Origin of the sequence: Polyangium sorediatum, from assembly GCF_029946465.1 — a bacterium.
GTDB classification, from domain to species: domain Bacteria; phylum Myxococcota_A; class Polyangia; order Polyangiales; family Polyangiaceae; genus Polyangium; species Polyangium fumosum.
The window spans coordinates 1-24,956 of record NZ_JARZHI010000029.1 but is presented as its reverse complement, the minus strand read 5'-3'; the positions used below and the strand labels follow the sequence as shown (position 1 = coordinate 24,956).

Annotated in this window: 18 protein-coding genes; 4 read left to right on the top strand and 14 right to left on the bottom strand. The window is 69.2% G+C overall.

Annotated elements, in window-relative coordinates; all coding sequences use genetic code 11:
* The first annotated feature begins 21 nt into the window (after positions 1–21).
* The gene (locus QHF89_RS28010) at positions 22–1,857 is read left to right on the top strand and encodes a DUF2169 family type VI secretion system accessory protein (RefSeq protein WP_284721018.1); all 1,836 of its coding nucleotides are present in this window, start codon (positions 22–24) and stop codon (positions 1,855–1,857) included.
* Here QHF89_RS28010 and QHF89_RS28005 read toward each other — a convergent pair whose 3' ends face one another.
* From QHF89_RS28005 to QHF89_RS27975, 7 genes are all read right to left on the bottom strand, one after another.
* On the bottom strand, positions 1,858–2,916 hold the full coding sequence (locus tag QHF89_RS28005; RefSeq protein ID WP_136970786.1) for a S41 family peptidase: 1,059 nt from the start codon (positions 2,914–2,916) through the stop codon (positions 1,858–1,860).
* 13 nt (positions 2,917–2,929) lie between these two features.
* Positions 2,930–3,475, bottom strand: coding sequence for a DUF3540 domain-containing protein (locus QHF89_RS28000; RefSeq protein ID WP_136970785.1), 546 nt, complete (start codon positions 3,473–3,475; stop codon positions 2,930–2,932).
* 11 nt (positions 3,476–3,486) lie between these two features.
* On the bottom strand, positions 3,487–5,166 hold the full coding sequence (locus tag QHF89_RS27995; RefSeq protein ID WP_136970784.1) for a pentapeptide repeat-containing protein: 1,680 nt from the start codon (positions 5,164–5,166) through the stop codon (positions 3,487–3,489).
* Complete coding sequence (locus QHF89_RS27990; protein ID WP_136970783.1) at positions 5,163–7,595, bottom strand: DUF2169 family type VI secretion system accessory protein; 2,433 nt, start codon at positions 7,593–7,595, stop codon at positions 5,163–5,165. Before QHF89_RS27990 ends, QHF89_RS27995 begins: the two co-directional genes overlap by 4 nt.
* 10 nt (positions 7,596–7,605) lie before the next feature.
* Positions 7,606–9,123 (bottom strand): hypothetical protein, encoded by a 1,518-nt coding sequence (locus QHF89_RS27985; RefSeq protein WP_136970782.1) that lies wholly within the window; start codon positions 9,121–9,123, stop codon positions 7,606–7,608.
* 71 nt (positions 9,124–9,194) lie between these two features.
* Complete coding sequence (locus tag QHF89_RS27980; RefSeq protein ID WP_136970781.1) at positions 9,195–9,806, bottom strand: COMM domain-containing protein; 612 nt, start codon at positions 9,804–9,806, stop codon at positions 9,195–9,197.
* Positions 9,803–11,275, bottom strand: coding sequence for a type VI secretion system Vgr family protein (locus QHF89_RS27975; protein ID WP_136970780.1), 1,473 nt, complete (start codon positions 11,273–11,275; stop codon positions 9,803–9,805). Before QHF89_RS27975 ends, QHF89_RS27980 begins: the two co-directional genes overlap by 4 nt.
* 139 nt (positions 11,276–11,414) lie before the next feature.
* Between QHF89_RS27975 and QHF89_RS27970 the strand changes: the two genes are divergently transcribed.
* Positions 11,415–13,466 (top strand): type VI secretion system Vgr family protein, encoded by a 2,052-nt coding sequence (locus QHF89_RS27970; protein WP_136970779.1) that lies wholly within the window; start codon positions 11,415–11,417, stop codon positions 13,464–13,466.
* A gap of 278 nt (positions 13,467–13,744) precedes the next feature.
* Here the strand turns inward: QHF89_RS27970 and QHF89_RS27965 are convergent, their stop codons facing one another.
* The 5 genes from QHF89_RS27965 to QHF89_RS27945 form a co-directional block, all read right to left on the bottom strand.
* The gene (locus QHF89_RS27965) at positions 13,745–15,388 is read right to left on the bottom strand and encodes a serine/threonine-protein kinase (protein WP_284721017.1); all 1,644 of its coding nucleotides are present in this window, start codon (positions 15,386–15,388) and stop codon (positions 13,745–13,747) included.
* Between the two features lie 545 nt (positions 15,389–15,933).
* On the bottom strand, positions 15,934–18,174 hold the full coding sequence (locus QHF89_RS27960; protein WP_136970776.1) for a DUF2169 family type VI secretion system accessory protein: 2,241 nt from the start codon (positions 18,172–18,174) through the stop codon (positions 15,934–15,936).
* Between the two features lie 21 nt (positions 18,175–18,195).
* Entirely contained in the window at positions 18,196–19,260 is a 1,065-nt protein-coding gene (locus QHF89_RS27955; RefSeq protein WP_136970775.1) for an N-acetylmuramidase domain-containing protein, read from the bottom strand.
* A 133-nt stretch (positions 19,261–19,393) separates the two neighbouring features.
* The gene (locus QHF89_RS27950) at positions 19,394–20,209 is read right to left on the bottom strand and encodes a YceI family protein (RefSeq protein ID WP_136970774.1); all 816 of its coding nucleotides are present in this window, start codon (positions 20,207–20,209) and stop codon (positions 19,394–19,396) included.
* 26 nt (positions 20,210–20,235) lie between these two features.
* Positions 20,236–20,727, bottom strand: a complete 492-nt coding sequence (locus QHF89_RS27945) for a cupin domain-containing protein (protein ID WP_136970773.1) — start codon at positions 20,725–20,727, stop codon at positions 20,236–20,238.
* A gap of 213 nt (positions 20,728–20,940) precedes the next feature.
* Between QHF89_RS27945 and QHF89_RS27940 the strand changes: the two genes are divergently transcribed.
* On the top strand, positions 20,941–22,053 hold the full coding sequence (locus QHF89_RS27940; RefSeq protein WP_136970772.1) for a DUF3089 domain-containing protein: 1,113 nt from the start codon (positions 20,941–20,943) through the stop codon (positions 22,051–22,053).
* 372 nt (positions 22,054–22,425) lie between these two features.
* Here QHF89_RS27940 and QHF89_RS27935 read toward each other — a convergent pair whose 3' ends face one another.
* Complete coding sequence (locus QHF89_RS27935; protein ID WP_136970771.1) at positions 22,426–23,715, bottom strand: ADP-ribosylglycohydrolase family protein; 1,290 nt, start codon at positions 23,713–23,715, stop codon at positions 22,426–22,428.
* A 64-nt stretch (positions 23,716–23,779) separates the two neighbouring features.
* Between QHF89_RS27935 and QHF89_RS27930 the strand changes: the two genes are divergently transcribed.
* Positions 23,780–24,316, top strand: coding sequence for a hypothetical protein (locus QHF89_RS27930; RefSeq protein ID WP_136970770.1), 537 nt, complete (start codon positions 23,780–23,782; stop codon positions 24,314–24,316).
* A gap of 7 nt (positions 24,317–24,323) precedes the next feature.
* Here QHF89_RS27930 and QHF89_RS27925 read toward each other — a convergent pair.
* On the bottom strand, positions 24,324–24,956 hold a 633-nt coding region (locus QHF89_RS27925), incomplete at its 5' end, for a hypothetical protein (RefSeq protein WP_284721016.1).

The following is a 24,956-nucleotide window of genomic DNA, read 5'->3' as shown; positions in this document are numbered from 1 at the left end:
CCGCAACGAAAACCCGGGACCATGGGCCCGGGCATGTACTGGATCTCCGCGGATACGTACGTGAGCGCGTCCGGGCCTTTGCCTGGGCCCTACCTGCGCACCGTGGTCGTGGTCGACGGAACGGGCGAATCCCCGGCCCCATCGGCCAAGCTCGTGATACGCTCCGCACCAATGGCCCTCGTTGCCCACTGGCCCGTCCCCATCACGACCGTCGGACCCTCGAAGGGGGGAACGGCCGTCTTCCGTCACGCTGGAAAACTGCATCTCACGTGCGTGCTCAAGGCCACGTTCAAGCTCGTTCCCAACGAGCCGATGCAGTCTATCGCCCCGGAAGAGCTGTTCCGCGCCGAGATGCACCACCGCGACAACCCGACGCGCAGCATTCGCGCCACGAGTGATGTCGTGCCGCACCTGCCGCGCGTCGATATCGTGCTTTCCGGGCACGCTTGCGCACCCGCGGGGACCACCGTGACCCGGCAGGTCGTGCGCCTCGCTGTCTTCCATGGTCGTGCGCTCTTCGACAAGACGTTGCACGTCTACGGCGATCGCAAGGGCGCCGAGATCACGCCCTTCGACAAGATTCCCCTCGTCTACGAGCGCGCCCTCGGCGGCATCGGCTTCCGGCCGAACCCGCACGGAACGGGCAAAGCGCCCGGATCCGTGCCGCCGAACATCGTGTACCCGACGGACGGGAGCCTCGTCGCGGGCTTCGGGCCGATCTCGCGCGCGCTCGCGCAACGCAAATCGCTCCTCGGCGCGCTTTCGCCCCTGGCGCTCGATCAGCCCGTGCCGGAGATCCCGGCCGAATTCGATTGGAGTTATTTCCTGGCCGCGCCGCCCGATCAGCAGATCGAATCCCTCGTGGGCAACGAATGGATCGTGCTCGAAGGGCTGCACCCGGAGCATCCGCGGATCTCGTCGCGCCTGCCCACCGCGCGGGGCCTCGTGACGCTGTTTGGCCTGTCGTCGAGCGCGCCCGAGGCCGCGCGTACGGTCGCAATGCGGCCGGACATCCTGCGCATCGACGCCGATACGCTGCGCTGTTCGCTCGTTTGTCGTGTCGTCGTGCCGCTCGACGACGAGCGAGCCCTCGGCAGTTTGCGGGTCGCGGCCGGCATCGAGACCGAGGGGCGCCCGCTCGCGCACCTCTTGACCCCGCCGCCGGTACCGGAAAAGAAGGGGCCATCCCTGGTCGGCACGGTCGACGACCTGGCGACGACCACGGCCCGCAGCGATACGTGGTCGCGCGGCGGCGACGAATCGACGATGGTGCTCGAAGACGTGATCACGGGTCCTTCGAATGCCATGCCATTCGCGCAGAGGCGCGAGGAAAACCCGATGGAGGGGACGTATGCCCTCGACGGGGATGCGGCCGTGGCCGCGCAGTATAAGCCCGCCATTCCATTTGCCGGAGGGGCCCAAGCCGCTTCGCACGCGGGCCGGGGCGCTCCGATTCCAGGCGCGCCGTGGTCCAAGGTCCCCGTCGAAACCGCCCCGATGCCGATCGTCGAGGAGGCGACGCGGGCCCTCTCGTTCACGGCCGATCTGGCGAATCTCGATTTTTCGGAGGTGGTCGCCGAGCCGCCGCCCCCGCCGCCGAGCGCGCGCGCGCCGAGCCCCGAGCCGGCCGTTGCTGCGCCTCCCGCTTCTGCTGCGCCTCCGGCTGCTGCTGCGCCTCCGGTCGCGGCGACGCCTCCGCCGTTGCCGCCGCGCCCCGCGCGGACCGATCCGTGGGCGGAGTCCCCGAAGGAGCCGAAGGTCGAGATCCCGAAGCCCCCGCCGCCGCGGATCCCGCCGAAGCCGGCGGTCAACAAGTCGCTGTATGGTGGGTTTGGGCCCCCCAAGAAGAAGAGTTAGTCAGGACAGACGGGCGCGGGCCGCGTCGCACGCGGCCGCGAGCCACGCGGGGCCGAAGTCGCCTTCGAGCACGACGTCGGGCGCGACGCCGACGCCGTCGATTGCAATCCCGCCCGGCCCGGTGCAATGCGCGGCCGTGCGATAGGCGAACGAATCCTCTTCGCCCGGGACGAGGCGCTGCGCGCTGCCTTTTCCGTGCGTTCGGTGGCCGACGACGAGCGCGCGGCCGTGGGCCTTCAGGGCCGCGGCGAGGATTTCCGCGGCCGAGCCCGTCCCGCCGTCGACGAGCACGACGAGGGGCATCGTGTACGATGCGGGCAAGTGCGCGTGGTGGACGAGCTCGTCCCCTTCGGCGTCCTCGATCCGGACGATCTCTGCGCCCTCATCGAGGAACGTCGCCGCCCACGCAATGAGCGCGTCGAGGTCCCCGCCCGGGCAACCCGCGAGATCGAGGACGAGCGCGCGCGCGCCTTTTGATTCGAGATCGCGCGCTGCCGCGTGAAAGCGGCTCGTGATGTCCGTCGTGACGACCGCGACCCGCACGTATCCGATCCCGTCGTCGAGCATCGCGGCCGTGAGGGGCGCCGTTCCCGCGCGGCCGAGGATGGCATCGCCGAGGGCCGCGGCGCGCGCGGCCGAGACGTTGTCCGGCGAGGTCGCGGCGGGGGAATGTGCGTACGTGTAAAACACGTTCACGGCGCTCGGGACGACGACCGCGCCGAGGGCGTTGTTCCCGGTGTTGCCCATCGTCGGGCAGGTCAGGTTGATCGCGGGCATCCTGTCGACGAATACGACCGGATTGCCCATGATGTATTTGCCCGGGCCCTTGACGGTCCAGTGTGCCGTGCCGGGTTCGTCGCCGGAGGTCATCGCGATGATCGACCCGAGGTTCAGCGCGTGGACGCCCGAGACCTTGACGATCGGCGAGAACACCGAGGCCTGCGCGTTCATCGCGATGTTCGGGTACGGAATGGGGACGGGGCCGACCGGCGTCGGCGTGAGGCACACGTCCGGAAACCCGAAATTCATCCCGACGCCGCGGTTCGATGCAGGGAGCATGGCAGAGCGCCTCCTAGCCCAGGTGGACTTCCTTGCCGTTGATCGAGACTTTTTCCTCGGTGAGGATCGTCGCGCTCTTCGCCTGTGAATGCATCGAGCCCTCGACGACCGTGTGCGTTTGTCCCGCTTGCACACTGAGGAGCTCCGTGACGCGCTGGCGCATGGTGGTGAACGCCTGGACGACCTCGGAGGCGATCGTGCGAATCTTCTTCGTCGTCACGGAGAGCTCGGGCGAGGCGATCTCGACCCCGCGATCCGCGGCGATCCGGAGCGTCCCTGCGGCGCGGAGCTCCGCGTCGGCGGGGAAGTGCAGGACCGCGGGGCCCCGGGCGTGCACGACGCCGATGATCCAGTGACCCTCGGCATTGCCAATGACGAGCACCTCGTCGCCGGGGACGGGTTCGTACGTATACGCGAGGGCAAGACGCGCGTGGACCTTGCCGCCTTTCGGGAGGTCGACCTCGATTTCGGCGGGGTGGACGGACGCGACCGTCGCCGGGCCGAGGTAGAGGCCCTTGTCCGCGGTTTCTTCGATGCGCAATCGCGCCACGTTCGACATCGGGGTCTCCTTCAGGTTCCTTCGCGCGGCGGGGGCCTGTACGCCTCCGCTTCGAGCCTATCGAGATCGGTGCGGCGGACGCCGAGCACGTTCGTGCCCACGAAGAGCGCGCCCGAATCCCGGACGTTGTGCAGGTTGGCGTGGGAGAGGTTCGCCGTCGAGAAATCGGCCTCGCGCACGTCGGCGTGGGAGAGGTCCGCGTGGGTGAGCTTCGCGCCGCCGAAGATCGCGCCTTTCGCCTTCGAGCGCACCCAGAGCGTCTCGCGCAGATCCGCGCCGCCGAAATGGGCAAAGCCCGCCTCCGCACCCGAGAACGTCGCGTGCCGGAGCCGCCCACCTGTAAAACGCGCCCCCGCGGCCGCAGCGTCCCCGAAAAACGCGCCCTTCGCTTGCAACCCCGTGAGGTCGGCCGTTTCGAGCCGCGTACGCGCAAAACAGGCCTGCGTGGCCGTGGCGTTCGTGAGCTTCGCGCCTGTCAGATCCGCGTCCGTGAAATCGGCATGCGTAAAATCGCAGCCGGCGAGGTTCATGCCGCGGAGGTTCGATTTGAGAAACGAGCAGCGGTGCATGGAGAGGCCGGCGAGGCGGAGGTTCCGGAGGTCCATCTCGCCGAAATCCACGGTCTTGAACGTGGTCCGCTCGAGCTTCGCGCCTTCGAGGCTCGCCCCGCGGACGCTCGCGCCCCACAAGAATGCGTGCGAGAGGACCGTCCCCGCGAGGACCGCCCGATCGAGCTGGGTCATCACGAGCCGCGCGCCTTCGAGGCTCGCGCCCGAAAGATCGGCGTCGGTGAGCGTCGTCATTTCGAGGTCTTGCCCCGCGAGGTTGACGAGGCCGAGCTTGGCGCCCGGGAGGATCGCGCGCTTCAAATTCGCGCCGGTGAGATCCGCGCCCGTGAGATCGCCGCCCGACATGTCCGCCATTTCGAGGTTCGCCCCCGCGAGGCGCGCGTCGCGCAAGCAGATGCCCCGCAGCGAGGCGAAGAAGAGGTCTTTGCCCGCGAGATCCGCGCGATCGGCCTCGCCCGCCTCGGCCGGGAGCACGGTTCCATCCTCGCGACTCCGATCGAGCTTGCTCAGGATCGCCCGGTCGAGCTGGCATTTGCCGAGGACCTTGGGCAACGTCGCGCCCCGCAGATCGGCGTCGTGGAAGAGCACCACGTCGAGCGTCGCGCCGTCGAGGTTTGCCCGGACGAGCCGCGCGCGCGCGAGGACGGTCTCCGTCATGCGAACGCCGTGGAGGTTCGCGTCCGTGAGGTTTGCCCCGAGCAACACCGTGCGGTGGAAGGCGGCGCCCTCGAGATCCGCGCCCGCGAGGTTCGCGCCTTCGAGCACGGCCTCCGAGAAGTCCGTCTTCCAGAGCCGCGCCCGCGTGAGGTTCGCCCGCGGCAGGACGGCGCGGCGCAGATCGGCCATGGCGAGGCTCGCGCCCGCGAAGCTCACGCGTAGGAATTTTGCGTCTTTGAGGAGCGCGCCTTCGAGGTTCGCGCTTTCGAGCGAGGTGTCGATGACCTCGGCCTCTTCGAGGTTCGCGCCGCGCAAGGAAGCGCCGTCGAGCCGCACGCCCCGGAGCTTGGCCTTCGCGAGTTTCGCGGCGCCGAGGTCCTGGCCGCGGAGATCCACGCCGTCGAGGGTCTTGCCCTCGAAGCTCTCGCCCGATCGGAGGCGCGCGGCGAGCTCGGCCGGGCTCACGCGCCACGCTCCAGGGTGGATTGTTTCAAGTTCGCGCCGTTGAAATCGGCGTCCTTGCCTTGCGCGGCGGTGAAATTCGACTCGTAGAGGTTTGCCTTCACGAACTTCGTTCGGCTCACGAGCGCCCTCGAAAAATCAGCCTGGAAGAAATTGGCCTGTGTCGCGTCCACACCGTCGAATTTCGCCTTGTAGAACCGGCTACCCGGGAGGTTCGCCCGGACGAACGAGGCCGCAGTGGCGGAGACGCGGGTGAAATGGGAGCCAGGGAGATCGGCGTGGGAGAGGTCGGCGTCTTCGAGGTTCGCGCCTTCGAGGAGGACCTTCTCGCCGGAGGTGTCCGCGAGCGAAGCGAGCACGAGGTGCGCGTCGTGGAAACTCGCGCCTCCGATGCGCGCGCCGGTGAGCCGCGCCTTCCGGCCGCGAACACGCGACAGGAGCGCGGAGACGAGCGAGGCGCGCTCGAAGGAGGCGCCGTCGAGGATCGCCTCGGTGAAATCGGCGCGCTCGAAATCGGCCCCTTCGGCGCGGGCGCCCACGAGGTTCGTTCGGGTGAACACAACATAGGGGCCGCTCGCGTGCGCGAGCGTGGCGCCTTCGAGGTCCCCGTCCTCGAAAAAGGCCGTTTCCAGGGACGCGCGGGTGAAATCGGCATGCTTGGCGCGGACACGCGCGAGGTTCGCGCGCCGGAGATCCGCCGAGACGAGGCGCGCGCCTTCGAGGTTCGTCTTGAAGAGCACGGCGTCGCGCAGGTTCGCGCCCGAGAGATCCGCGCCGGAGAGGTCGGCGCGCGTGAGGATCGCGCCTTCGAGGTTCGCGCCGCGCAAATCGAGGCCCCGCAGATCGCGTCCCGTGAGGTCCTGCTCGGAGAGATCACGCCCCGGCCCGGGTTCGTCCGTCGAGACGGGGCCCGTGGGCGGGCTGTAGGCGGGATCCATCTCCTTCCAGCGGGGGTCGTGCGGGACGGCCTCGAGCTCGACGATCTTCTTTTCGATCTTCGCGCGTTCGTCCGCGGAGATATCCTTGTCCGAAAGGCTCTTCCGGATGCGCGTGGCCTCCTCGAGCATGCCGCGCATGCTCTTGCGCAAGCCGAGCGGCGGCAGGACGCCGGGCTTCCGGATCGTCATGGAGGGCGGCGCGTCGTCGAGCGATTGCGCGGCCTTCGCGAGCTCGGGCTCGATATCGCGGTGCTCCTTGGTCTTCTCGCGCGCCCCCGCGATGCTCTTGCCGACCTCCGCGACCATGCCCGCGCCGAACGCGCCGAGTTTCTGATCGAGCTTCGCCGAGACGGGGTCGAGGTCCGCGCGCAAGGGGGGCAACTCGCCGCGCCGCTCGGCCTCCGCGCGGGCGATGACGTCGGCGAAATCGGGCGGCATGGCCGCGGCGAGCCCGACCGGGTCCTTCTCGAAGGCGAGGAGGATGTCCCGGTAATGGGCCTCGGGCAGAGGTTTCGTGCCGAGCTGCTCCTGGGCGACGAGCATCGTGCGGATGTCCTCGAAATCGTGCTCGCGTACCTCGACGACGCCGCGGAACGTCAATTCGAGGACGTTGCGATCGAGGTCGGCGAGCAAGGTGTCGAGCGACATCGGCACCTCGCGGAAGCGGCCGGCGTCGTCGTGCACGAAGGCGCGGACACGCGTGCCGGGCAGGCGCGTGCGCAGCGTGGGCTCCGTGGCGGAGAGGTTCTGGAAGAGGAGCTCCTCATCGCCGCGCAGATACCCGGGGAGCTGCTGATCCGGGGGCGCGGCGTGGAAGTGCGTCCAGTCGAAATCCTCTGCGTAAAACGGCGATCGTTTGTCCTGCCAGGTTTTTCCGTAGTCCTTGCCGAGCTTGCCCGCGCGGGTGGGCCAGAAGGGGCTGACGGGGCCGAACCCTGCCGGAATCGGGCGATCCCCGCGGTTCCGGACCGGCACATCGGGGTATTCGACGCTAGGCAGCTCGTCGCCGAGCCCTTTGCCGACGGGGTTGTCCGGAAAACCAGGGCCGCCGAACGCGTTCGCCCAGGTGAGCGGCATCTTGGTGAAGCCGAGCGGGGCCGAGGGGACGGCGCCGGGGAGTTTGTCGGACCAGGCGCGCCGCCCGACGACGCGCAACGTCTTCGACCAGGCGCCGACGGCGAACCTGACGAGGCATTCGGTGAGCGGGACGCCGCCGGCGGCGTGGCAATGGCCCTTGAAGAAGACCTCGGCGTTCAGCTTGAAATCAGCGAAGTCGCTGGCGAAGAGGGATTCTCCCGTGCGGTCGTCGTCCCCGTCGACGAACGTCTCGCCCGAGAGAAACCGCTGATCGATCGTCTCCTCGACGACCGTGAGCGCGCCGCCGGGCCCCACGGCATACGTCGCGCGGACGACGACGGTCATCTCCGGCTGCGGCGGGCGCCGCGAGGTGAGCTTCGTCCCGACGAGGAAGGGGGTGAGGTTTTTCCGGAGCATGCGCAGGCGCCTACATCCCGAAGAAGATCGCCGCGCCGATGTACTGGTGCGTCAGCGCCATGTGCGTTAGCTTGATCGCCGCGTGGACGGTCTTCACCGTCGTCACGAGGTTGTCGAGCGCCGTCGTCAGGCCCTTGAGCTTGAGCGTCTTCGTATCAGGATATTTGTATTCCCACTCCGGGCCGATCTGGAACGTGAGCTTGGTGCCGAGGAAGATATCGGTGTTGTGCAGCGAGAGCTCGAGGCTCCCGTGGTGCGCGCTGATCAGGAGTTCTTCCTGCGCCCCGGCGATGGTGATGTCGGCTTGTGCCCCGACGACCGTGACGCTGCCGAGCGCACCCGCGATCGTGGTCTCCATCTGCGCGCCGACATTCGTCATCGCGTTCGAAGTGACGATGTTCGTGATGCTGTTCGACGCCACCGCGTACGTCTCCTCGTGCATGGCCGGCACGGGACGGTCGATTTTGCCGGTCTTGGAGGTGATGATGGCGTCGCAATACGTGGTCTCGCTGATGTTGCCCGCGACGTCCGTCAGCGAGCTCGTCGTGTCCGCGTACGTCTCCTCGGTGATCGAGGGGACCCGCTTGGCCGAGCTGCCCGTGTAGCTCTCGATCTTGCTCGCCCAGGTCCGCTCCACGATCGCGGGGTTGCCGTAGGGTTTTTCGAGCGTCTCGTGCCATTCCACGGGGTTCTCGGACCCCACGACGCACTCCTTGTGGTTTCCGTACCAGTGCTCGTAGAAGTCGCCGGCGTAATCGCTGGTCTGATTGAAATTGTTCGTGGTGTTTTCGAGGTGCCAGGTGCCGCGTTGCCCGAACATGCCGGGCCGGAACTCCACGCGCACGCTCGCGCCGGGCATCGAGGCGGGGCCGAGGTCCTGGACGTGGCCGCCCGAGAGATCCCAGCCACCCGCGCCCTCGGGGTCGTCCTGGCGGCTCATGACGACCATCTTGTAGTTGCCGCGGATGACCTCGACCTTGTCGCCGTAGGTCGTGGTGATGCGATTGCCGTCGGTATGATCCCACCAGCCACCGCGCGTGAGCAGCGCCTTGCTTTGCTCCATGCGGTCGGCCTTGTGGCGCGATTGATTGTCGCGGTCATCTGGCCCCGTCGGTGGGTCGCCGATGCGCTGATCGTCGAGGAAAACGCCCCGGTCCTCCGTGGACAGGACCTTGTCATCGTCACCCTTGACCTCGTAGGTCCCGACGCCGGCGTTGCTCGTGACGACCTCGGTCCCATCCGGCAACGTGAAGGGGCCGCCCTGGCTCGCCGACACGGCGAGCGCCACCCGCGCAAGCTCGTTCGCGCGTTTCGCCGCCGGATCTTTCTCCGGTTGCTCGTGGAAGGCGCCGAGCCGCAGGAACGAGCTCATCGTCTGGCCCCGGCGATCGCCGGCGGGAATCAGCTCTGATGCTTCGTTCGCCGGGTCCTCAGGCACCATGCTGGCCGGCTGCCCGACCGGATCGGTCGCGAAATCGGGCACCGAAATCAGAAGATACTTGCCCGCCGCCGAAACCTCGTCCGCCATGTGCTCGCGCCTCCTGCGGAGGAAACGCTAACAGAGCGCGCGTAGAGCTGTAAAGCTATGAAGTCGAACGTTCAGCTCGACATGCGCTCGCACGCGCGCCGGAGCTCTTCGAGCTTCTCGGGCGAAAGATGCAGCGTGATGCGATCTTTTTGATCCCCGTCGCGGTAGCCGAGCGTGAGGACCGCGATCTTCGCGGCCCCCGCATCGCCGCGGCTCGAAGCAAGGACCGCGTCGAGCCGCCATTCGATCGATTCGAGGACCACGCCGTGATCGGTGAGCGTGTCCCGGTAAGCGGCTGCCCCGAGGCTCGCGCGCACCGCGTCATACCGCGAGAGCAAGATCGGCGCGATCACCGCGGCCTCCGGCGAGAGCGCGCCGCCCGCGAGGCGCACCACGTCCTCTTCGAATCGCCCGCGCTCGAGGCCTCGCGCGCACGCCTCGCGGACGAGGAAACGCGAGGCCTTGAGCGCGCGCGCGAGATCGTCCGGCGGGGCCTCGAAGGCGCGCGCGAAGGTATCGAGCGTGGCCTCGACCGTGGCAGGCAAAGGATCGGGCAACGCCGGGCCGAGCGCATCCCAAAATCGCGCGCGGGCCCGCTCGGGCAGCCGCGCGAGGGTCCTGAGATCATCCACGATCGCCTCCGGCGCAGGCTTGCCGCCGAGGCAAAACAAGGGGACCGTCATCCGCCGCCGCTCACGATGAACGCATCCTTCATCTCGATCAGAATGCCCGTCGCCGTCTTGATGCGGTGTGCCGGAGCGCAATTCGCCGCAACAGGCGAGGGCGTGATCGGGTTCGGGACGGTATGCAAGATGATGGGCCGGTCCGGATCCCCGTCGATGAAGCCGATGAGGACCTCGGTCCCCGGCTTCAAGGGGTGATGGTGCCCGTAGTTCTGGCCGGAATGCGGCTGGGCCATACGAATACGACGAGAGACGAATTGTCGCTCCCCCGATTGCGACGTATCGAACATCATCCGGACGAGGTAACGACCCTCGTCATCGAGGCGCGCAAAGAGGCTCTCGGTGCCTTCCATCTCATGCGCGATAACGCCATTGACAACGCCGTGAATTTGGGGCTTCGGCGTGACACGCGCGGGCCGGAACGGAACGGTCCCCTCGATGGCGCGGAAGGTGTTCGTGTACGGGACCTCTTGCTTGCCGCCGAAGAGGGCCACCGGCTGGCGCGCCGCGTGCTCGATTTCCGTAACGAGGAAGCTCGCGTCGCCGAGCTTGGGGTGCCCTTCGAGCGTGAAGCGGCCGCCCGCGCGGACCCAGCCGAGATCACTCTCCAGGCCAAAGACGCGGTGCGTCGCCTCGGTCTGCTCGGCGCGGATCTTCGCGAACCGCAAGGCCTCCACGGGCGTCTTGCAATGCGTGCCGTACTCGACGAGGCCGCCGCCGAGCCCGGACGGCGCGTCGGCGCTGCCCGTGGGATCGACGAGCGGTATACGATAGTTGTAATCGTGCACCACGTGGGCCCGCGGCACGAGGCGGGTCGTCGCCTCGATGTGGAAGATGTCGCGGCGCTCGCCGCGCGCCCGGAACGGCGCGTGCTCGTGCCCCGGCGCCACGGGAAAACCCTGGTTGTCGTCCGTGAAGACGATCTTGTCGCGGTCGCCCTCGTGCTCGAAGAAAAACGTGATGCCCTCGTGCTCGGCGAGGCGCGAGACGAACGCGAGGTCGGTCTCCTTGTACTGCACGACGAACTCGCGCTTCGGGTACGTCGCGGTGAGCCGCATCTCCACGTCGTCCGCGCCGAGCCCCACGAGCTCGAGTTTCTTCTGGATGATCTCGGGGACCGAGAGCTCCATGAAGATCTCCTGCGTGCGCACGAGCGAGAGGCGATGGGCGCGCGGGACGAGCTGGAAGTAGTACGAACGGGTGTCGGGTTCGGTGTCGATACGGTCGCGGATCTCGGCGATCATGCCGTGGATCCGGCGTACGTCCTGGCCCTGTGTTTCAAATACGAGCGTCGCCATCGCGCCCTCGACGAGGGCGAGGTCGAGGCCCGGAGGCTTCGTGCTGACAACGCCGATGGAGAGGGCGAAGAGCTTTCCGAGCGATTCGCGGCCCGAAAGCTCGAAAACCTGCAAATCGTCGCAGGGGAAATCATCGGACTCGATCCGGAGGTGGACGAGGTCGTCGGGCATGGGGAGAGCACACCAAATGGCGGGGTGACCGTCAAGACAAGAACGGTGGGGCTTTCAGATGTCTCTCCCCGACGGCGCGGCAGTCGTGTTAGCCTCTCGTGCAGCCCCGATCCCGGGGCCTTTCGCGCAGGACGACGAGATGAGCGCCTCAAAAACCCATAACCTCTCGGTCGAGCTCGCGTCGGGCGACGGCTTCGATGTGCGCGAGTTCTCGGTGAGCGAGAAGATCTCGCAGCTCTTCGAGGTGCGCCTCGTCGCCCTCAGCGACAACCCCAACGTCGATTTCGAGGCCATCGTCGGCCAGCCCGCACGCTTCGTGATGCACGGCGGGCACGGCGAAGGCGCAGCCCCGCGGGTCTGGACCGGCATCTGCAACGAGCTCGAGCAGCTCGGCGCCGAGGAGACGGGCCTGTCGTCGTACAACGTGTCGATCGTGCCCACGCTCTGGCTCGCGACGCAGCGCCGGAACCACCGCATGTTCCAGCAGCTCTCGGAGCCGGACGTCGTCGTGAAGATGCTCTCCGAGTGGGGCATCGAGCCCGTCCTCAAGATCGACAAGGGCGCCTACAAGAAGCGCAAGTACCGCGTGCAGTACGCGGAGACCGACTACGCGTTCATCTGCCGCATGCTGGAGGACGCAGGGATCAGCTTCTACTTCGAGCCGTCCGAGGAAGGCTCGAAGCTCGTGCTCTCGGACGCGCCGCAGTCGAACGCGCCGCGCAAGTCCATCGCGTTCCGGGACAACCCCACGGCCGCCGATCGCGAGCACGTGACCGTGGTGCGCATGGCGCGCAAGGTGCGGCCCGGCAAGTACACGATGCGCGACGTCGATTACCGCCGGCCGCCCTCGTACAACCTCGCAGCCACGGCCTCCGGCGCCGAGATCCCGCTCGAAGACAAGCTCGAGCGCTTCCACTACACGCCCGGCGCGTTCCTCTTCGGCGCAGAGAAGGGCGACGACACGCCGAGCGCCGACGACAAAGGCAAGGCCCGCACGGACGAGGCCGAGGGCGCAAAGCTCGCGCAGAAGCGCCTCGAAGCAAAGCGCGGCAGCGGCACAGCGATCTCGTTCTCGACGAACGTCATCGACCTCGCGCCCGGCGTGGTGACGAGCTTCCTCGATCACCCGCGCGCAGACCTCGCGTCCGACAAGAAGCTGCTCGTCGTCGCGTCGCACATGGCAGGCACGTCGACAGGCGAGTGGTCGCACCATTGCGAAGCAAAGAGCACGAAGTCCCCGCACCGCCCGAAGGCCGTGATGCAGCGGCCGAAGGTGAACGGCGTGGAGAGCGCGACCGTCGTCGGCCCCGCCGGCGAGGAGATCCACTGCGACGAGTTCGGCCGCGTGCGCGTGCACTTCCACTGGGATCGCGAGTCCAAGATGGACGACAACAGCTCCTGCTGGATCCCCGTGAGCCAGCCCTGGGGCGGCGCAGGCTACGGCGGGATGAACCTGCCGCGCATCGGCCAAGAAGTGCTCGTCGACTTCCTCGGCGGTGATCCCGACCGGCCCGTGATCGTAGGCCGCGTGTTCACGAACCTGCAAAAGGTGCCGTGGAAGCTGCCGGACAACAAGACGCAGAGCGGTCTGCGCTCGAACTCGACAGGCGGGAGCGGCGGCTACAACGAGATGATGTTCGAAGACGCGGTCGGCAAGGAGCTCGTCCGCTTCCAGGCCGAACGCGACTACAACAAGCTGGTCAAGCGCGACGAAAACACGACCGTCGGCAACGATCGGACGAAGGTCATCCAGCGCGACGAGAACGTGACGATCGGCAACGATCGGACAAAGACGGTGAAGGCAAACGAGACCGTCAACATCGGCAAGAACCTGATGAAGACGGTGCAAGCCAGCGAGCGCGAGGTGACTGGCGTGAACCGCAGCGTCGTGGTCGGCGTGAACCGCTCGACGCAAGTCGGCGGGATCGACTCGACGATGGTCGGCGGGACGCACTCGGTGCAAATCGCGCCCCCCGGCGAAGGTGGCGGCGGCGCAACGACCGCGCACGTGATGGAGCACGACAAGATCACGCTGGGCACCCCAGGCGGCGCAAGCATCACGCTCGAAGGCAACAAGGTGACGATCACCGCAACGACGATCGAAGTCGCAGGCTCCGGCGTCGTGAGCGTGACGTCCTCGGGCGGCGACGTGATCATCAAGGGCGGCCCGATGGTCAAGATCAACACCTGAGCAGCACGCGATCCAAACGAGAGGCGGCCCGGACGAACCCGTCCGCGGCCGCCTCGGCGTTCCATGCAGGAGCGTAGCGCCGGGGTTTCACCCCGGACCCCGACGAGGGGTTGTCCACCCCTCGACCCGGACCAGGGCCAGCCCTGGACCTCTGGGCATCGACTGCGCGAAGCGCAGTCGATGCGGGGAAATTGTTTGTACCTGTCCGCCCCCCTTTGCAGGGCCAGCGTTGGACCTCTGGTGCATCGACCGCGATGCGGTCGATGCAGAGGCGCAATTTAGAACTGGATGTTCTTGGGGACGGGCGGCGCTTTTTTCTGCTGCGTCGTTCGCACGGGCGTAGGCGTCGTCTTCGTCGTCGCAGTTGCAGTTGGGGTCGGCGGCGCTTGCGGCTCGGCCGTCGTCGTGGACGTGGCCGAGGGCGTCGGCATGGGCGCGGGCGCAGGCGGCAACGCGGGATGCGCCTCGGTCTGCGCAGCAGGCACGCCCGCAGGCGCAGCAGGCTCGGAGAGGAGCGCACGCACGACGAAGAACGAAGCGACGAGCACGAGCGCCGTGCCGACAGCGAACAGCACCTTCCGGTTCGATCCGCCGCGCAGGTGTTTCCGCTCCGCCGCATCGTTCGCATCACGCACGACGCCCGGAAGCACGAGGCCCGGCGCGGAAGGCGTGACGGGCAGCGCGACCGGCGGTGCGACCGGCGCCGCGGCAGCGTTCGCTGCTGCGCGCGCGGCGACCAAGCCCGAGACATCCATCGGCTGCACCGTGAGCAGGCGGCGCATCTTCGGCGCGAGCCACTCGCTCTGGAGAGACAACCCCGAGATGTCCTGCTGGATCCCGCGCTCGAGCGCCCAGCCCGCGAGCGCGACGCCCATGTCGCGCAGCGACTGCCAGCGCGCGCTCCGATCCTTGGCGAGGCCGCGCTCGATGATCGCCCAGAGCGCAGCGTCGCCCGTGCCGAACGCATGCGTGGGCATCGGCGTGTTCGCCACGATGGCCGCGATGAGCGCGTTGTAGTTCGGCGCATCGAACGGGCGGCGGCCGGTGAGCGTCTCGTAGAGCAGGACCGAGTAGGTCCAGACGTCGGTGCGATGATCGATGTCCGCCTCGCCGCGGGCCTGCTCAGGGGACATGTAGTCGGGGCTGCCGAGGACCTCACCGGCGATCGTGACATGCCGCTCGACGTCGTCGCGCAGCACGCGCGCGATGCCGAAGTCGAGCAACTTGGGCACGATCTTCCCCGACTCGTCCGTCGTGAGCATGACGTTGTCAGGCTTGAGATCCCGATGGACGATGCCCTTCAGGTGCGCCGCCGCGAGCGCCGCCGCGACGGGCAAGAGCGTCTGGAGCGCGACGCTCGGCGCGAGCCGTTTCTTCCGCGCGAGGATGGCGGAGAGCGACTCGCCCGTGAGCAGCTCCATCACGAGGTAGGGATCACCGACCTCGGTTTGTCCGAAGTCGAAGACGCGCACGATGCCGGGATGGCCGAGCTTCGCAGCGGCGCGCGCCTCCGTGAGCAGCCGCGCGGAGGCCTCCTCGGTGGCGCGATCGCGGCGGATGAGCTTGAGCGCGATGTCAGCGTCGAGGCTCAGGTTCCGCGCGACCCACACCGCGCCCATGCCACCCTGGCCGAGCACGCGCTGGAGCTGGTACTTGCCGCCGATGATGTCGCCAGGAGCGTACGCGACAGGGCTCGCCGCCGCGCCGTCGCCTTGCGGAGCTACGGCCGGCGAGGAGCGGCGCTGCGCTTCGAGCATGCTCGGCGTGACGGCGGCGAGGCCCGAGGACGAGCGGCGAAGCGGGTCGTGCCCCGGCGGGACGACCGCGGGCAAACCCGACGCCGAACGGCGCAGCGCCTCGGCGCCTTGCGGCGGCGCCCCGGGAAAACTCGGCGACGACGAGCGCCGAAGCTCCCCGTTCATGCCCGGCGGCGCCCCCATGCCCGGCGACGAGCTCCGCCCGGCCGAGACGGCTGCAGGCGGAGGAGGCGGCGGAGGCGCGATGAAGGGGAGCGGCGGGGCCGACGTGCGGCCCGGGTTTGGCAGAGGCGCAGGGGGCGCGGAGGCGGGAAGGGGAGCGGGAAAAGGAACGGTACCGGCAGCGGGAGCGGGAGCGGGAGCGGCAGCGGCAGCGGGAGCGGCAGCGGCAGCGGCTGCGGGCGCCGGGATGGGCGGCGCGTTGAATCCACCTGCGAGCGTCGCGCCGAGCTCGACCTCCCACTCGGCCTCAGGCGTCGGCGCAGGCGTCGGCGTAGGCTCGGCGGGCGCGGGCGCCCCGCTGCTCGGAGCGCGCGAAGGCGCTGCCGGAGCGGCGGTAGCTACCGCCGGGGAGCTGGGCCTGGGAGGTGCGGGCATGCGGCCGATCCACGAGCCGACGAACGAGCTCGCGAGGCAAGCGTACACCGGAACGCTGCGAATGGGCGAGACCTCGACGAACGGAGTGCACCACGAGCCCCGCGGCCGTGACCTCAGTCGGCCCGCTCGGCTTCGATCGCGTGGCGGAGTCGTTCGCCGAGGGACGGATCCGCGGACGTGCGCGCGAGCATCTCGCGCTCGATGCGGAGCATGGAGGCGCGCGGCAGGCCGAGCTCGGCGAGCGTGCGCTCGGCGTGCCCACGCTCGCCGGCGACGACCAGGCGCGCGTACTCGGCCGGGGTGATGGGTCCCCGCTCTTCTTCGAGGCGCGCGACGTACGCGGCGTCGAAGGCCTTGAGCAGGCGCGTCTTGCCGCGCTCGGACTCGGCGCGGATGGCGTCGGCCCAGTGGCGCTCGAGGTCCGTATAACGAGCGAGATCGAGCTCCTCGGCTTCCAGGATCTCGGCGCGCTCGTCACGGCGGCGCGCGATCGACGCGGTGATCTTCGCGCATCGCTCGATGGGGTAGTCGTCGAGCGGGAGCGCGGGCGCGGGCGGCGCTTTCGGGGCCTCCGCCGCGGGCGGATCCGGAGGCAACGGTTCGGGCGGCGGAGGGAGCGGCGGCGGGGCCACGCGCGCGGCCATCTCGGCCGTCGCCAGCGGGCCGATCATCGCGGGCGCGTCGACGGTCTCCGGGTCGTCCAGAGCGACCGGCGCAGGGACGGGCGCAGGCGGTGCGACGGGCGCGGGCGCGATGGGCGCGGGCGGCGCGAACGGCGGAGGCGCTCCCAGCGGCGCGATGCCGAGCCGCGGCACGATGGGCGGCGGCGTGGGAGTTTGCACCGGCGGAGGAGGCGCCGCGGGGGCCGTGGGGGGCAGAGGAACGCCAACCTCGTGGGCCGACCGAAGCCCTCCGCCCTGGGGCGGCGCGACAAACGGCAGATCGTGCCGCGACGGAGGCCGCACCCGCGCGGGCTCGGGGGGCACCTGCGGTGGCACCGGCGGCGGCGCGAGCGGCGACAGGAACGGCAGATCCCGCGCCTGGAAAGGCATGGGCGGGGGAGGTGGTGGCGGCGCGAAGGGCAGCAGCGCTGGGGCCCCCGGCGCAGGCGGCGGCGCTTGCGTCTTCGGCCGCGCGAACGGCAGCGGATCGGCGCCCGGCCCATCCAGACCGACGAACGTCACCTCCTCATCGAAGTCCGGAGCCATCGGGAACACGCCCGACTCGCGCGGCGGCGGCGCGGACGCCGTGCTCGCCATGAAGGGCATGATCGGGTGCGGCCCCGACGGCGCGTACCCCACGGTCGTGACCGATCCATCGGGATCGTCGGGCGCGATCGCGATCGCGTGCAGATCCGGGGACACGAGCGCCGCGCGTGCGCTCGCCCAGCCGGGGCCCGCCATCGTCACGACCACACGACCGGCCTCGGCCGGATGCACGAGCGCCGCGCGCCCGCGCCAGACCAGCGTGCAGATCCCACGCGTCGTGTCGAACCACAACGTGTCGGCCGTCAACGCGATCGCCTCGCGGCGACCCGACGCCCGCTCCATCACCACCTCGGGCCGGAGCCCCGGCAGGTTCGTCACGAGCCGCGCGTGCTCCGGGTGCAACCCTTCGAGCACGATCCGTTCGTCCGGGCGGATCTCCGGGATCTCTTGATCGGGCGGCGCGACGTTGAAGAAGAGCGGATCGAGCCCCTCGGGCAGCGGCGCCTCGTGCCAGTGCGCGAGGGAAAACCGCCCCGCGAAGGGGCCGAGGCGCGCCTCGCGGGCAGGCCACGTCGCCGCGATCGGCCCGTATCCGATGGGCTCCATGAGATCCGCAGGGCCCGTCACGTGCCGCCCCGGCGGCTGCACGTTCGGCAGCTTGATCGCGCCGAACGTATCCATCTGATCGAGCCGCATGCCCACCGGGTTCGTCGTCCCGGGCCCGCCCGCGGCGCGCTCGTAGCGCAGGCGAACCCGCGTCACGCGCGGGCCTTCGCGCAGCTCGCCCATCGGCGTCACGTGCCGATCGCCGAAGACCTCGATCGCCTTGTCGATCTCGCCCACGCAGAGGCGCGTGAGGATCGATCGCACGGGCACGTCGTTCGGCGCGAACGCGTGGCCGACGAGCACCACGTCGGCGCCGCGCTTGTGCGGCACGAGATCGCCGGGCGAGTACACGCTGCGCCGCGGATCGTCGTCCCAGAAGTTGTCCTCCTCGTTGACGTCCTCCTGCGACTCGTGCAGCACCGACGCGCCCGGGGTGAGCAGGTACGTCGCTTTGCAGACGACGAGCAGCGCGTGCCTGCGCTCCGCCGTGACGAAGGGACGCGCGGCGACGCGGAGCGGGCAATACGAGACGATGTCCATGTCGGGACGGGGCGCGCCTGTCTAGCCGCGGCTGTAGCGCGCGTAGGCGTTTGCCATCTTCGTGTGGTAGTTGTTCGACGCGTAGTCCTCGCCGTTGTAGCCGCGCGCGAACGAAGCCCAGTTCTTGCTGCGAATGTGGCGAACGAGGTTGTTGCCGCGGCAGAAGCCGAGGAACGAGCGCATGTGCTGCGCCTCCGACTCGTACATGTCGTAGACGAACTGCCGCACGCTCTTCCAGCCGACCAGCTCGTGGTTGAAGCCCATCACCTGGAACATGCCCCAGGAGGCGCTCTTCACCGCCGCGTCCGGATCGAGCGCGAACGCCTCGCGGATCACGACCCACTGATCCTTCTTGTAACTCGCGCGCCGGAGCGGGCTCTTGTACGGCGCCGAGAGGTGCGGGTGGCTGCGATCGTAGCGGCCTCCCGTCAGCCGCTTGAAGTGGTGGATCTCGAAGAGGATCTTCGGGCGCTTCTGATCATCGAAGCCAGTGCGCCCGCCGGACTCGACCTCGGCCACGGCGCGCACCGCCGCCGACTCGCACTGAAGCTCGCGCGCGGCGGCATCAAAATCACCGGCCGCGAGCCTGCGCGCAGGGCCCCGCACGGGCAGCTCCCACGGGCCCGTCGCGGGCGGCGTGCCGAGCGAGCTCCCGCCTTCCGCGGGCGCCTGCGGCTGTTGGGGTTGCGGCTGTTGGGGCTGCGGCTGCTGCGGCTGCTGCGGCTGCGGCGTCCCGCCTCCGTTCGATTTCCCCGGCAGGTTGAGCTTTTGGCCCGGCGAGATCTGGTTCGGGTTCCGGAGCTGCGGGTTCGCCCGCATCATCTCGTCGACCGTCGTGCCGTTCCGGCTCGCGATCGCGCCCAGCGTGTCGCCCGAGCGGACGGTGTACGTGCTCGGCGCCGCCGCGGGGGAGGGCAGGGCGCCGCCGCCCCCGCCGCCGCCGCCGGGGAGCGTGAGCTTCTGGCCCACCGAGATCGCGTTCGGATTCGAGACCTGCGGGTTTGCCGCCATGATCGCCTGCACCGTCGTGCCGTTGCGGCTGGCGATCGCACCGAGCGTATCCCCCGATTTGACGACGTAGCTCATCGCGAACCTGTTCGTCCGCCGAGGGAGCGCGCTCTCGCAGGAGAGGAAAGAAGCCTTCGCCCGGACGTAGAAAGACGGATATCACAGCCCCGCGCGCGAACCAACCGCTTCGCGCCCCGGCGCGCCCATCACGTCACTTCGGCTTGGCCTGGAAGTCGAGCGACACCATTGCGTCCTTCGACACCTTCTTGCCGAGCGTCGTGAGCTCGTCGGCGGTCTTCTGCAGGATCACGCCGAGGGCATTGCGCGGGCGCACGTCGTGCTCGTCGAGGTTCACGGCGACGGGCTTCGTCGACTTCACGCGGACCGCCGCCACCTTGTCGCCCTCCATCACGAACGTGACCTCGAGCTCCGCCTTCTTCGGCACCGTGCGCTCGTTCAGGCGGAGGTCCCCCGTCACGTCGAGCTTCATCGTGCGCTCGGCGCCCGTGAGCCCCGCGACGCTCTTCGGCCCCGCCGTCTCGATCTTCGAGAGCTTGAACTCGAGGGTGCGGCGCTTCTGCCGCTCCGCCTCGGCGACGTCCTTGCCGATCCCGAGCCAGTCGCGCGCGTGCTCGTTCTGCAGATCGCTCTTCGTCCGCTCGCCGAACTCCGCCTTCTCGTCGGCGCGCTTCTGCTGGTAGATCACGAGCTTGTCGAGGTCGATCTTCAAGAGCCCCGTCGAGCGCGTCACGTCCTCCGGATCGACGAAGAGCTCGCCGGAGGTCGAGCCGTCCGCCTCGCCGAAGATCTTCTCGATCGGCGCATCCATCGTGAAGCTCACCTTCGCGCCCTGCGCTTCGACCGCGTAGGGTTTGCCCGCCTCGGTCTTCGGCTTCGCGGGGGCGAGCGAGGAGGAGACGGGGGCGGCGTTCGGGTTGGGCTCGTCCTTGGAACACCCGGAGGCGGCGAGCGCCACGAGCGCGACGAAGGGCAGGCAGCGGTGCAGGGCAGGGTGGGCGCGGGACATCCGATCAGCGTACTACGCGGGAAGGTTCACGGGGGGTCCTTCATGCCCTTCTCGGGCAGCTCCTCGCGGAGCGCGACGCCGCCGAGGTTCTGGAGGATGGGGGCGTTCTCGCAGGCGAGGTAACGGGCGATGCCCGTCGTGCTCGTGTTGACGTGGTTGTGCCAGGTCCAGACCGGGATGTAGACGGCGTCGCCGGTCTTCCACTCGATCTTCTGGTCGTGGACCACCGAGTAGCCTTCGCCTTCGAGCACGTAGAGGATCGTCTCGTAGGTGTGGCGGTGCCGGTTCGAGGACTGCCCCGGGTCGAGGTGGCCGATCGTCATGCTGATGCACTTCGAGGGCAGATCGACGAAGAAGACCGGGTGCTTGCGCTCCTTGGAGTACGCGTCGCGTTGCCCGTCGCCCTCGACCTGACGGTGGATCAGCTTGTCCGGCATGACGACACGCGGGCGCGGCGGCGTCTTGTCGAAGTCGGCGGATTGATAGACCTTGTCCTTGGTGTCGGGCTTCGTCGTCATGGTGCCTCCGAGGCGAAAGGCGTGAGCGGCGCGATTGTCAGTCCCGCCGACGAAGAGCGCAAGCCGCATCGGGAAGAGGCGGCGGCGTGCTAGGCGCTTGACAGGCGAGCATGCGGCGGTGTCCGGGCTCGGCGTCGAGAAACCCGCCGCGCCCGCGCCGTGAATCGGGAATACCCGGGGCGTTCTTCGGTTCCACCGCGCCGGAGGGCACACATGCGCTGGAAAAAGGTCCTGTCGATCGTGGCGCTCGTCTGCGGCGTCCTCGTCTTCCTCGTGGCCCTCGCGTTCCTCACGCTCGATCGATGGCTCTACGCCGCCCTCGACCCCGGCCCGTTCGATCCGAGCGCCGCGCCGCCCGCGCCGAACTACGCCGAGCCCTCCGCCTGGGCCGCGCTCCCCACCCGCGAGGATGACGCGGACGTCTCCTTGCCGGAGCTCCCGCCCCTCTCGCCCGGCGCCGCCAAGGCCGACGTCTTTTTCGTCCACCCGACGACCTCCATGGCGAAGCGGTGGAACACGCCGATCGACGACCCCGCCGTCGTCCAGGCGACGGCCCGCGGCGCGACCCTCATCCAGGCGAGCGCCTTCAACGCGTGCTGCGCCGTGTACGCGCCGCGGTATCGCCAGGCGAGCGGCAAGGCCTTCGTACATCCGAGCCCGGACGGCGACCGCGCCGTGGATCTCGCATACACCGACGTCGCAGCCGCGTTCGACGCCTTCCTCGAACGGCGCGGCGAGGGCCGCCCCTTCCTCCTCGCGTCCCACAGCCAGGGCACGGTGCTCGCCGCGCGCCTGCTCCGCGAAAAGATCTGGGGCAAACCCGCCGGAAAACACCTCGTCGCGGCGTACCTGGTCGGCGGCCCGATCCACCCCGCGACGATCGGCGAAGACATCCCGATCTGCGCGTCCGAGGATCAATGGGGGTGTGTCGTCGGCTGGAACGCGCGCGGCCCTCGCTACGAGCGCAACGAATACGAGTTCAAGGACGCCCCCGCGACCGGCGCGCGCATCTGCGTCAATCCGCTCACCTGGAAGAACGACGGGGCGGCGGCGCCGGCGTCGCAAAACCAGGGCGCGCTCTTCTTCGACACGGAGTCCCCCGCGGTCCTCCCAGCGTTCGCCGACGCAGCCTGCCAGCCAGACGGGAACCTCTGGATCACGCAGATGGGGAGCCTGCCAGCCCGCGGACCCGCGAGCGGGATCCTCCTCTGGACCATGGGCCCCGACAACTACCACCCCATCGAGTACCAGCTCTTCTACGTGAACCTGCGCAAGAACGCCGTCCGACGCGTCGAGGCATTCCAGGCGGCCCACGCCTCGCCTTGAGGCGACCTGGGGTGCCGCACCGGGGCGCTGCGCCGGGGCGCTGCCCCGGACCCCGCGGGGGGCTGTCCGCCCCCTCGACCCCGGACCAGGCACGGCCTGGACCGAAGTGGAAGAACTGCGCGATGCGCAGTTCTTCCAACGGGCCGGTGGCAAGACCACAGACGAGGGTCTCGAGCCGGCGACGGGCACGCTGCCGGTTGAACCTGCGGCGCTGTGGCTGTGGTGGGCAGGGTCGTCGCCGGTCTTGCCACCGGCTGTTCGATGAACTGCGCGGAGCGCAGTTCATCGACCCCGGTCCAGGCCGTGCCTGGTCCGGGTCCAGGGGCGGACAGCCCCTGGTGGGGCCTGGGGCAACGCCCCAGCGCGGCGCCTTTACGGGATCCTCCACCCGCTCGCCGTCACCTCGCCGCCCCCCTCCTTCACGGCGAGGTCCACCAGATCGGCCATCCGCCGCGCGATCTCCGTGAACGTATCCTCCGCGTCGGGATCGTCGGGCAGGCGGTCGGGCAGGGTGGGGCGGGTGCGGTGGATATGGTACCGGTCGGACCACCGTTCGCCTGGGAACGCGGCGTGGAGCTCGGACAGGCCTCCGAGCAGCGCGACGAGACTGCCCATCGTCGCCGTGCCGTTGTCGGAGTCCCAGCCGGACAACGTGCCGATTTGCACCGTGCGCGCGAAGTCTCCTTCGCCGAACAGGAGGGCCAAAAGCCCCGTGCCCAGGTTGATCGCGGACTCCGTGAAGCCTCGATACACGAAGCCGCGCACCAGGGCCTCTTCCTGGTACCGCCGCGCGAGGGCGTCGCGCGTGCTCTCCCAGTTGTTCTCGTCGTTCGACGCGAGGTAGGCGGAGAGCACGAAATCGATGACGTCGACGGCCTTCGAGGTGTCCGGCAGGAACGCCTTGGCTTCGCGGACGATCCGCACGATCTCCTCGCGCCGTGGTTTGTTCGGATCGACCGTGGCGGCGAGGGAGAACAAGAGCACGTGGAACTCGGCCGCGTGCGCCGCGTGGCCGCGGGCGGTGGTGCGGATCGGGAGATGCGCGATTTCGAGGGCCCGCGCGGGCATCCCGGGCGCGAGGGCGCCGAAGATCTCCGTCGTGAGCTGCGCGTCGATCTGCAAGGCGTCGGGGTTACGCGCGGGGTGGCTGGTCTCGGGGGGCAGGATCCCGCGCTCCATGAGGTCCCGCGCCCTCCGGTTCGACACCCAGATGAAATCGTTCACGTGGGCCCGCCACCCGTCGCGGATCTGCGCCGGCCGGAGGTGGAGCGTCTGCGCCTCGGTCAAGAGGTGCAGATAGACGTATTCGATGTCGGTGTCGTCGTCCGCCTGCCAGGGATCCTGGAACACGAAATCGATCGGCGCCCCGTCGCGGCCGAGGGGTTTTCCCCAATCGTCGTCCGTGAAGAACGGGCGCGTGATGCGGACGCCTTCGGTCCGGAGCCCCGTCCAGTTCGCGAGGCAGCCGCCGAGCCACATCGCCCGGAGGCGCTCGGTGTACGCGGCGCGATCGAGGTGGATCGACCTCGCGGCGGGCGCGGCCAGGGATTCCCGGGGCTCCGTGGGTTCGGCCCGCGCGTGGCCTTGCTCGCGGCTGCCGTAGCTCGCGAGGCCGGCGATCACCGACAGAACGAGGAGGGCCCCGGCCCGACGTGTGCGCATCCCATGCACCCCGCCCGCGCATTGCAAGCGAGGGACCTCGGCGAGAAGCATGTACGCTGAGACGATGCACCAAGGTTTTTCTCCTCTCGCAGCCGTCCCGTTTCTCCTTCTGTTCCTCCCAGGCTGTAGCGGGTGGCTCCGGGCCGAGGGCGGGTTCACCACCTCGACGACCCTCGCGCAGGGCCGACAAGGCGGGTCGTTGGGCCTCGAAGCCGCCCTCGGTGATCGGGACCTCCCCCTGGCCTTCGACGTCGCGATTCGCGGCAAGGTCACGGAGGGCGCGGGGGACGGCACGCTTTTCCTCGGCGCTCTGCACCTCCACAACCCCGACCCCGTCGGTTTTTATCTCCTCGGCGGCACGAACTTCTTGCAGCTCGGCAGCGCGGATGGGGCTTTTTCGTTCGGCATGTTCTCCCCTGTCGCCGAGGTCGGGATGGTCGTCGGGTTCGCGGCCAAAAGGAAGAACGGCATTCCCGTGAGCGCGCCGGGCATGCTCACCCTCGGGACGCGGATCGAATACGACCTGCGCTTCACCTCGCAGCCCCACGAGGGGTTCTGGACGGTGAACCTCGGCTATGCCGTCGGCGCGGCGCCGCGATGAGGCGCTTTCAGGGGGCGCGACGTCGCTTCAACGTCATGCGGTGGTCCTTGGTGCCGACGACGAGGAAGTCGTCACAACCTTCGGTGTACGTGGTGAACGACGTCGTCCACACCTCCGGCTGGTGCGTGCTCTTGCAGACGGAGTAGGTCGACGTGAGCGTGGTGCCGTTCGTCACGTAGGTCCCTTGCCCCCACCCTTGCAGGTCGGCGCCGTCGAGCGCGGGGATGTCGTAGTCCTTGAAGTTCAACGACGTGAGGCCCGCGTCGTCGAACACGAGGACACGCTGCGTCTTCGAAGGGGCCTCGGCATAAGAGACCTCCGCTTTCACCTGCTCGTACTGGCCCGGCAGGATCACGCCGCCCGTATACGTGGCGTTCCCGCCGAACACGAGGAACGGGATCGCCTCGGCCTCGGGGGCCAGGGGCAACGCGCCGCACTCCGGGTTGGCGATCGAATAGATCATCGGATCGAGCGCCGGCGCGCACGAGCCGCCCCCGCCGCCCGTGCCGCCCCCGCCCATGCCGCCCATGCCGCCGCCGCCCATGCCGCCCATCCCCCCGGGGCCCGCGCCGCCGCTCCCCGTGCTGCTCTGCGAGCCTCCCCCGGCGCCGCCGCCGCCCGCCCCGCCCGTGTTTTCGTA

What these genes read in the sequence shown, in the direction of transcription:
- QHF89_RS27990 (WP_136970783.1), bottom strand. Translation starts at nt 7,595, where the DNA reads ATGCTCCGGAAAAACCTCACCCCCTTCCTCGTCGGGACGAAGCTCACC.
- QHF89_RS27945 (WP_136970773.1), bottom strand. Translation starts at nt 20,727, where the DNA reads ATGACGACGAAGCCCGACACCAAGGACAAGGTCTATCAATCCGCCGAC.
- QHF89_RS27950 (WP_136970774.1), bottom strand. Translation starts at nt 20,209, where the DNA reads ATGTCCCGCGCCCACCCTGCCCTGCACCGCTGCCTGCCCTTCGTCGCG.
- QHF89_RS28010 (WP_284721018.1), top strand. Translation starts at nt 22, where the DNA reads ATGGGCCCGGGCATGTACTGGATCTCCGCGGATACGTACGTGAGCGCG.
- QHF89_RS27955 (WP_136970775.1), bottom strand. Translation starts at nt 19,260, where the DNA reads ATGAGCTACGTCGTCAAATCGGGGGATACGCTCGGTGCGATCGCCAGC.
- QHF89_RS27975 (WP_136970780.1), bottom strand. Translation starts at nt 11,275, where the DNA reads ATGCCCGACGACCTCGTCCACCTCCGGATCGAGTCCGATGATTTCCCC.
- QHF89_RS28005 (WP_136970786.1), bottom strand. Translation starts at nt 2,916, where the DNA reads ATGCTCCCTGCATCGAACCGCGGCGTCGGGATGAATTTCGGGTTTCCG.
- QHF89_RS27940 (WP_136970772.1), top strand. Translation starts at nt 20,941, where the DNA reads ATGCGCTGGAAAAAGGTCCTGTCGATCGTGGCGCTCGTCTGCGGCGTC.
- QHF89_RS27965 (WP_284721017.1), bottom strand. Translation starts at nt 15,388, where the DNA reads ATGAACGGGGAGCTTCGGCGCTCGTCGTCGCCGAGTTTTCCCGGGGCG.
- QHF89_RS27980 (WP_136970781.1), bottom strand. Translation starts at nt 9,806, where the DNA reads ATGACGGTCCCCTTGTTTTGCCTCGGCGGCAAGCCTGCGCCGGAGGCG.
- QHF89_RS27935 (WP_136970771.1), bottom strand. Translation starts at nt 23,715, where the DNA reads ATGCGCACACGTCGGGCCGGGGCCCTCCTCGTTCTGTCGGTGATCGCC.
- QHF89_RS27970 (WP_136970779.1), top strand. Translation starts at nt 11,415, where the DNA reads ATGAGCGCCTCAAAAACCCATAACCTCTCGGTCGAGCTCGCGTCGGGC.
- QHF89_RS28000 (WP_136970785.1), bottom strand. Translation starts at nt 3,475, where the DNA reads ATGTCGAACGTGGCGCGATTGCGCATCGAAGAAACCGCGGACAAGGGC.
- QHF89_RS27930 (WP_136970770.1), top strand. Translation starts at nt 23,780, where the DNA reads ATGCACCAAGGTTTTTCTCCTCTCGCAGCCGTCCCGTTTCTCCTTCTG.
- QHF89_RS27960 (WP_136970776.1), bottom strand. Translation starts at nt 18,174, where the DNA reads ATGGACATCGTCTCGTATTGCCCGCTCCGCGTCGCCGCGCGTCCCTTC.
- QHF89_RS27985 (WP_136970782.1), bottom strand. Translation starts at nt 9,123, where the DNA reads ATGGCGGACGAGGTTTCGGCGGCGGGCAAGTATCTTCTGATTTCGGTG.